This window comes from Kitasatospora sp. NPDC057692 (assembly GCF_042799475.1).
In the GTDB taxonomy this organism is placed as follows: domain Bacteria; phylum Actinomycetota; class Actinomycetes; order Streptomycetales; family Streptomycetaceae; genus Kitasatospora.
Map to the genome: position 1 here is coordinate 1 of NZ_JBHVIV010000168.1, position 6,672 is coordinate 6,672.

The following is a 6,672-nucleotide window of genomic DNA, read 5'->3' on the forward strand; positions in this document are numbered from 1 at the left end:
CTGCCGCTCCGGCCGCCGACGCCACGCCGGTGCTGCTGCCCGCGCTGGGCGAGTCGGTCACCGAGGGCACCGTCACCCGCTGGCTGAAGGCCGAGGGCGACACCGTCGAGGTCGACGAGCCGCTGCTCGAGGTCTCCACCGACAAGGTCGACACCGAGATCCCGTCGCCGGTCGCCGGCACCCTGGTGAAGATCCTGGTCGGCGAGGACGAGACCGCCGAGGTCGGCGCCCAGCTCGCGCTGATCGGTGCCGCGGGTGCCGTCGCCGCGGCTCCGGCCGCCGCTCCGGCCGCCCCGGTCGCCGCCCCGGCCCCGGTCGCGGAGGCCCCCGCCGCCGCTCCGGCTCCGGTCGCCCCGGCCGCCCCGGCTCCGGTCGCCGCCCCGGCCCCGGCTGCTCCGGTTGCCGCCCCGGCTGCTCCGGCCCCGGTCGCCGCTCCGGCCGCCCCGGCCGCCCCGGCCGCCCCGGTGGCCGACGCCGGTGACGCCTACGTCACCCCGCTGGTGCGCAAGCTCGCCGCCGAGCACAACGTCGAGCTGTCCTCCGTCGCCGGCACCGGCGTCGGCGGCCGCATCCGCAAGCAGGACGTCCTGGCCGCCGCCGAGGCCGCCAAGGCCGCCCAGGCTCCGGCCCCCGTCGCCGCTGCCGCCCCGGCCGCCGCGCCGAAGGCCGCCGCCGCGCCGTCCGCCCTGCGCGGCCAGACGGTCAAGATGACCCGCATGCGCAAGGTCATCGGCGACAACATGCTGAAGGCCCTGCACGAGCAGGCGCAGCTCACCAGCGTGGTCGAGGTGGACGTCACCAAGATCATGTCGCTGCGCGCCAAGGCCAAGGACGGCTTCCTCGCCCGCGAGGGCGTCAAGCTGTCCCCGATGCCGTTCTTCGTCAAGGCCGCCGCCCAGGCGCTGAAGGCCCACGCGGTCATCAACGCCCGGATCAACGAGGCCGAGGGCACCGTCACCTACTTCGACACCGAGAACATCGGTATCGCGGTGGACGCGGAGAAGGGTCTGATGACCCCGGTCATCAAGGGCGCGGGCGACCTCAACATCGCCGGCATCTCCAAGAAGACCGCCGAGCTGGCCGGCAAGGTGCGCGGCAACAAGATCACCCCGGACGAGCTGTCCGGTGCGACCTTCACCATCAGCAACACCGGTTCGCGCGGTGCGCTGTTCGACACCGTCATCGTGCCGCCGAACCAGGTCGCGATCCTGGGCATCGGCGCCACGGTCAAGCGCCCGGTGGTCATCGAGGCCGACGGCGGCACCGCCATCGGCATCCGCGACATGACCTACCTGTCGCTCTCCTACGACCACCGCCTGGTGGACGGCGCCGACGCCGCCCGCTACCTGGTGGCCGTCAAGGAGATCCTGGAGGCCGGCGAGTTCGAGGTCGAGCTCGGCCTGTAGGGCTCCGGGGGTCCGCCTCCGGCACCAGCAGCACCGGAACCCCGCGCCGTCCCCGGACGGCGCGGGGTTCCGCGCGTCCGGGGACGGTCCTTCCCGGACGTGGCGACGGCTTGGCGCCGTTGCGGGTTTTTCGTGAGGTTCCGGGTGATTCACCCGTTCTTCGCATGCGCGCGTGCGGCCGAACAGGGATGCTGGAGCGGTGATGGACGAGACCGACTTCTGGCTGATCATCGACGAGACCCGGGAGGCCGCCGAGGGCGACCCGGACGAGCAGGCGGACCGCCTGGTGGAGCGGCTCGGCGAGCTGGCGCCGGACGATGTCATCGACTTCGCCCGGCTCTTCGAGGCCCGCTTCCAGCGCGCCTACCGCTACGACCTGTGGGGCGCGGCGTACCTGCTGCTGGGCGGCGCCTCCGAGGACTCCTTCGACTACTTCCGGTGCTGGCTGATCGGCCAGGGCCGGGACGTCTTCGAAGGAGGCCTGCAGGAGCCGGACGACCTGGCGGACCTGCTGCCCGGGTTCGACGAGGAGGAGGACGGCGAGGCCGAGGACCTCGGCTACGCCGCCGACGAGGCGTACGAGCAGCTGACCGGGCTGCCGCTGCCCGAGGTGGGCGGGCGGCAGCCCGCGCGGCCGTTCGGGTCCGGCTTCGACTTCGACGACCCGGACGTCATGGCGAAACGGTTCCCCAAGCTCTGGGAGCGGTACGGGGATTGAGGACGGCCGGCACCGTACGCGGCCGGAGGGCTCAGGTGGTCGAGCCGTCCGCCGCGCTGGTGTCCTGCTTGATGCCCTTGAGGATCTGGTCCAGGACCGAGGGATCGGGCGCGCCGGCCGCGTCGTCCACCCCGCCCTCGAAGGCCACGTAGCCGCCGCCCTTGGCCGGGACGGCCGCCATCAGGATGTAGCCCTTGCTGCCGTCCGCGGTCACGATGTGCCAGCGCACCGCGTACCCGGCGATGCCCGCGACCGTGGTGCTGGACGAGCCGGCGTCGGTGTGCGAGGCGATGTTGGTGAAGATCGCCGCCGCGTAGGTCGGCATCGCCGCCTCGGCCGCCGCGCGGGCGGTGCTGCCGGAGATGGTCTCCTTCTCGACCGAGAACTGGCCGCGGATGCAGTTGCCGCCGCCGGGGCAGGTGTACTGGCCGGTGCCGAGGAAGACCGTCGAGTGCGAACCGCTGGTGTTCGCCTCCCAGCCGTCGAAGACCGGCACGGTGATGGCGTGCTGCGGGTCCGCCACGGTGTCCTTGAGCACCGGGGCCGGGTGCGGCGGGGTGGTGGGCTGCGGCGAGGTCGGCTTGGCGGTGGCGGTCGGGGACGGGGTGGTGGCGGTCGGGCTCGGGGTGTCGGTGACGGTCACGGTGGTCACCGGCGGGCGGGCGGACGGGCCGTCGCCCCCGCTGTTGAGCGCGACGGCGGCGACCACGCCCACCACGGCCAGGACCGCGATCCCGATGCCGACGGCCGTACCGGTCTTCATCCGGTTCGGCCGGGAGGGCGGTGGGTAGGCGTCCGGCGGATAGCCGTAGGCGGGCGGGTTCTGCGCCGGGTAGCCGTAGCCCGGCTGCCCCTGCTGCGGCGCGCCGTAGCCGTAGGAGGGCGGCGGGGGCGCGGTGGACTGGCCGCTTGGGCTCTGCCAGGCGACCTGCGTCGGGGCGTCGGAAATCTGGCCGCCGCCCGCCTGGACGGGGCGCACGTCACTGGTCCAGGCCGTGCCGTCCCACCAGCGCTCATGACCGGCCGTGCCGTCCGCACCCGGAACCGGGTACCACCCGGGAGGCGTCGAGTTGCTCACGGCAAGACCGTACCCGTCCGGGTGACGCTCCAGACAGGCCGGGTCTGTCACGACTCTGCACCACCCGCAGACCGACTCTGACGGTACGTCAGCGATCGACCGGGCGGCACGGCCTCCGCACCCCGGTTCAGTCGCCCAGGGACCGGGCCATCCAGATGTCGTCGACATACGCACCATCGATCAGGAACTCCTCGGCGAGCGAGCCCTCGACCACGAAGCCGCAGCGCTCGTAGAGGGCGCGGGCCGGGGCGTTGTGGCCGAGGACCCGCAGGGTGATCCTGCGGGCGCCCTGGGCGCGGGCCGTCCGGCAGGCCTCCTCGACCAGCGCGGCGCCGATGCCCCGGCCGCGGACGGAGGCGTCGACGGCGAGGCCCTGGATCTGGCGCACGTGCCGGTTGCTGGGCAGCGGGGTCGGCGGGACGACCCGGACGTAGCCGACGATCCGGCCGTCGAGCAGGGCGAGGCGGAACTGGTCCGGGGTGTGGCGCTCGTCGAACACCCCCGCGTCCTCGGCGGGCCGCGGGCCGACGTCGGCCAGCGGGGTCCAGGTGCCGCGGTTGAGGACGGCGAGGTCCTTCTCGTCCTCGGCCAGGGCGGGACGGATGATCAGATGATCGGTTTCGTGCATGCGCGGCATGCTAACGGGACGCCGAGCGGACGTACACGGAATTAGACCGGGGCCGCCCGGAACCGGCGCTCCCGTGTCCGCGGGTGCCCGGCTGCGAGGATGGGCGCATGAGAATCGCGGTCACAGGATCCACGGGACTGATCGGCTCGGCGCTGGTCGACTCGCTGCTGGCGGACGGGCACCAGGTGGTGCGGTTGGTCCGGCACCGCTCGAAGACCGGGGCGCGGCCGGACGGCACCACCGCCATCGGCTGGAACCCGCTGCTGGGCCAGGTCGACCGGGCCGGGCTGGCCGGTGCGGACGCGGTGGTGCACCTCGCGGGCGCCGGGGTCGGCGACCGGCGCTGGAGCGACTCCTACAAGCGGGAGATCCGGGAGAGCCGGGTGCTCGGCACCGAGACCCTGGCCACCGCGCTGGCCGGGCTGGACGAGCCGCCGAAGGTCTTCGTCAGCGCCTCGGCCGTCGGCTACTACGGCCAGACCGGCGACCGGGTGATCGACGAGTCCGCACCCGCCGGGGACGACTTCCTGGCCGAGGTCTGCGTGGAGTGGGAGGCCGCCGCCGGGCCGGCCGAGCGGGCCGGGATCCGGGTGGTCCACCCGCGCACCGGGCTGGTGCTCTCCGCGGCCGGCGGCGCGGGAGGCCGGCTCTTCCCGCTGTTCCGGCTCGGCCTCGGCGGGCGGCTCGGCGACGGCCGGCAGTACTGGAGCTTCATCTCGCTCGCCGACGAGGTCGCCGCACTGCGCTTCCTGATCGACCGGGAGGAGGTCCGCGGACCGGTCAACCTGACCGCGCCGGAGCCGGTGACCAACGCCGAGCTGACGGCGGCGCTCGGGCGGGTGCTGCACCGGCCGACGCCGTTCCCGGTGCCGAAGGCCGTGCTGGACGCCGTCCTGGGCGAGTTGGCGATCGAGGTGGTCGGCAGCCACCGGGTGGTGCCGCGCCGGCTGCTGGACGCGGGGTTCCGGTTCGAGCACCCGGACGTCGACGCGGCGGCGCGGGCGGCGCTCTGAGGACGGCGCTCCGAGGGCGCGGCTCCCAGGGCGCGGCTCCCAGGGCGGGGCTCCGAGGGCGGCCCGTCGAGGACGGGGCCGGGCGCGGTCGCGTCCGGCCCCGCCGCGTAGGCGCGCTACGACGTTCACCCCGGCCGGCGGCATATGCCGGGGGGAGGGCGGGCGGAGACCGGGCAACCCCCGGAGGGGGTCCGGTAGGGGGCGCACTGGTGCACGCGGTGGGCGCGTTGCGCGCCCCCGGTGACCGTGCGCGCCCATGGCACCGGCATCGCGGCCGGATCGGCGCACTGTCCGTGACGGCACCCCGGTGGATGCGCGCGCTCCCCTTTCCGACCTCGGATCGAAGCCGATGCGCTTGTCTGACCCCCACACTGACTGGGCATCACACCGATCGGACCGTGTCCCAGCACCCCGCTGCCTGCGCCGGCCCGAAACATCCGGGACCAGGGAGGGAGCCACCCGTGCCCACGTACGACTTCACTCGCCGCACCCGCCGACAGTCCGACCCGGACGTCGTCGTGGTGGGAGCCGGCCTCGCGGGCCTCGCCGCCGCTCGCGTACTCACCGGCCACGGCCTCGCCGTTCAGGTTCTGGAGGCCGCGGACCTCGCCGGAGGCCGCGCCGCCGCCCATGAACTCGACGGCTTCCGACTCGACCACGGCAGCCATCTGCTCAACACCGCCTTCCCCGAGCCGCGCCGCGTGCTCGACCTCGACCGCCTCGACCTGCGTCCGCTCAGTCCGGGCGTCCTGGTGCACCACGGCGGGCGCCGGTACCGGGTCGGGGACCCCCAGCTGACCACCGCCCGGCAGGCCGCCGCCCGGGCACCGCTGGGCAACCCGCTCGACAAGGCGCGGCTCGGCGGCTGGCTCAACCGGCTCGCCGCCACCCCGCCCGCCCGGCTGGAGGCCCGGCCGGAGACCACCGCCGCCCGGGCCCTCGGTGAACGCGGGCTCGCCCCGCGGACCGTCGACGGGCTGCTGCGCCCGCTGCTCGGCGCCCTGCTCAGCGACCCCGCCCTCGGCACCAGCAGCCGGGTCGCCGACCTGGTGCTGCGCTGCTACGCGCGCGGCCGCCTCTGTCTGCCCGCCGGGGGGATCGCGGCCGTGCCGGCCCAGCTGGCCGCCGCCCTGCCTCCCGGCACCGTCCGCACCGGGGTGCGGGTCACCTCGATCGCGGCGGACGGCGTGGAGACCGCGGCACACGGGCGGATCGGCGCGCAGGCCGTGGTCGTCGCGACCGACCCCCGCTCCGCCGCCGACCTGCTGCCCGGCCTGCGGCTGCCCGACTTCCACCCCGTCACGACCTTCTACCACGCGGCCGACCGGGCCCCGCTGGCCGAGGCCGCCCTGCTGCTCGACGGCGACCGGCCGGGCGGGCGGCCGTCGCTCGTCTCGCACTCGCTGGTGCTCAGCGGGCTGCACCCCTCGTACGCCCCGCCCGGACAGGCGCTGATCGCCACCACCGTGCTCGGCCGCCGCGTCTTCGACGCCGGCGGTCCGGCCGCGCTGGAACCGGCCGTGCGCGCCCGGCTGGCGGAGCTGTACGGCACACCGACCGGCGGCTGGCAGTTCCTGAGCGTGCGGCACCTGCCGGACGCGGTGCCCGCCATGCCGCCGCCGCACAACACCCGGCGGCCGGTGCGGCTGCTGGCCGGACTCTACGTCTGCGGCGACCACCGGGACACCAGCAGCGTGCAGGGGGCGCTGGTCTCCGGCCGACGGGCGGCCGAGGCGGTGGTCCGCGACCTCGGGGTGCCCGCCACCGCCCGGGAGGCGGCGGCGGCCTGACGGCCTACGGGAACGGGGCTCGGCGGCCGTCAACCGGGC

General features: G+C 75.2%; 6 protein-coding genes. 4 read left to right on the forward strand and 2 right to left on the reverse strand.

All coding sequences use genetic code 11. The annotated features are described in order from the left end of the window. Both sucB and ACFVFS_RS40175 read left to right on the forward strand, forming a co-directional pair. Positions 1-1,406 (forward strand): 2-oxoglutarate dehydrogenase, E2 component, dihydrolipoamide succinyltransferase (sucB, locus tag ACFVFS_RS40170; protein ID WP_380630056.1); only part of this gene is annotated, 1,406 nt, incomplete at its 5' end. Between the two features lie 202 nt (positions 1,407-1,608). Next, positions 1,609-2,124 carry a DUF4240 domain-containing protein gene (locus ACFVFS_RS40175; RefSeq protein WP_380630059.1) on the forward strand — a complete coding sequence of 172 codons (516 nt, stop codon included), beginning with the start codon at positions 1,609-1,611 and terminating at the stop codon, positions 2,122-2,124. Between the two features lie 31 nt (positions 2,125-2,155). Here the strand turns inward: ACFVFS_RS40175 and ACFVFS_RS40180 are convergent, their stop codons facing one another. Both ACFVFS_RS40180 and ACFVFS_RS40185 read right to left on the reverse strand, forming a co-directional pair. Then, on the reverse strand, positions 2,156-3,202 hold the full coding sequence (locus ACFVFS_RS40180; RefSeq protein WP_380630061.1) for a DUF2510 domain-containing protein: 1,047 nt from the start codon (positions 3,200-3,202) through the stop codon (positions 2,156-2,158). A gap of 127 nt (positions 3,203-3,329) precedes the next feature. Then, on the reverse strand, positions 3,330-3,839 hold the full coding sequence (locus ACFVFS_RS40185) for a GNAT family N-acetyltransferase (RefSeq protein WP_380630062.1): 510 nt from the start codon (positions 3,837-3,839) through the stop codon (positions 3,330-3,332). Positions 3,840-3,937: 98 nt separating this feature from the next. On the opposite strand from ACFVFS_RS40185, the gene ACFVFS_RS40190 reads away from it, so the two are divergent. Together ACFVFS_RS40190 and ACFVFS_RS40195 are read left to right on the forward strand one after the other, a co-directional pair. After that, positions 3,938-4,843 (forward strand): TIGR01777 family oxidoreductase, encoded by a 906-nt coding sequence (locus tag ACFVFS_RS40190; protein WP_380630064.1) that lies wholly within the window; start codon positions 3,938-3,940, stop codon positions 4,841-4,843. Positions 4,844-5,304: 461 nt separating this feature from the next. Next, positions 5,305-6,633, forward strand: coding sequence for an FAD-dependent oxidoreductase (locus tag ACFVFS_RS40195; RefSeq protein WP_380630065.1), 1,329 nt, complete (start codon positions 5,305-5,307; stop codon positions 6,631-6,633). Positions 6,634-6,672: the final 39 nt, after the last annotated feature.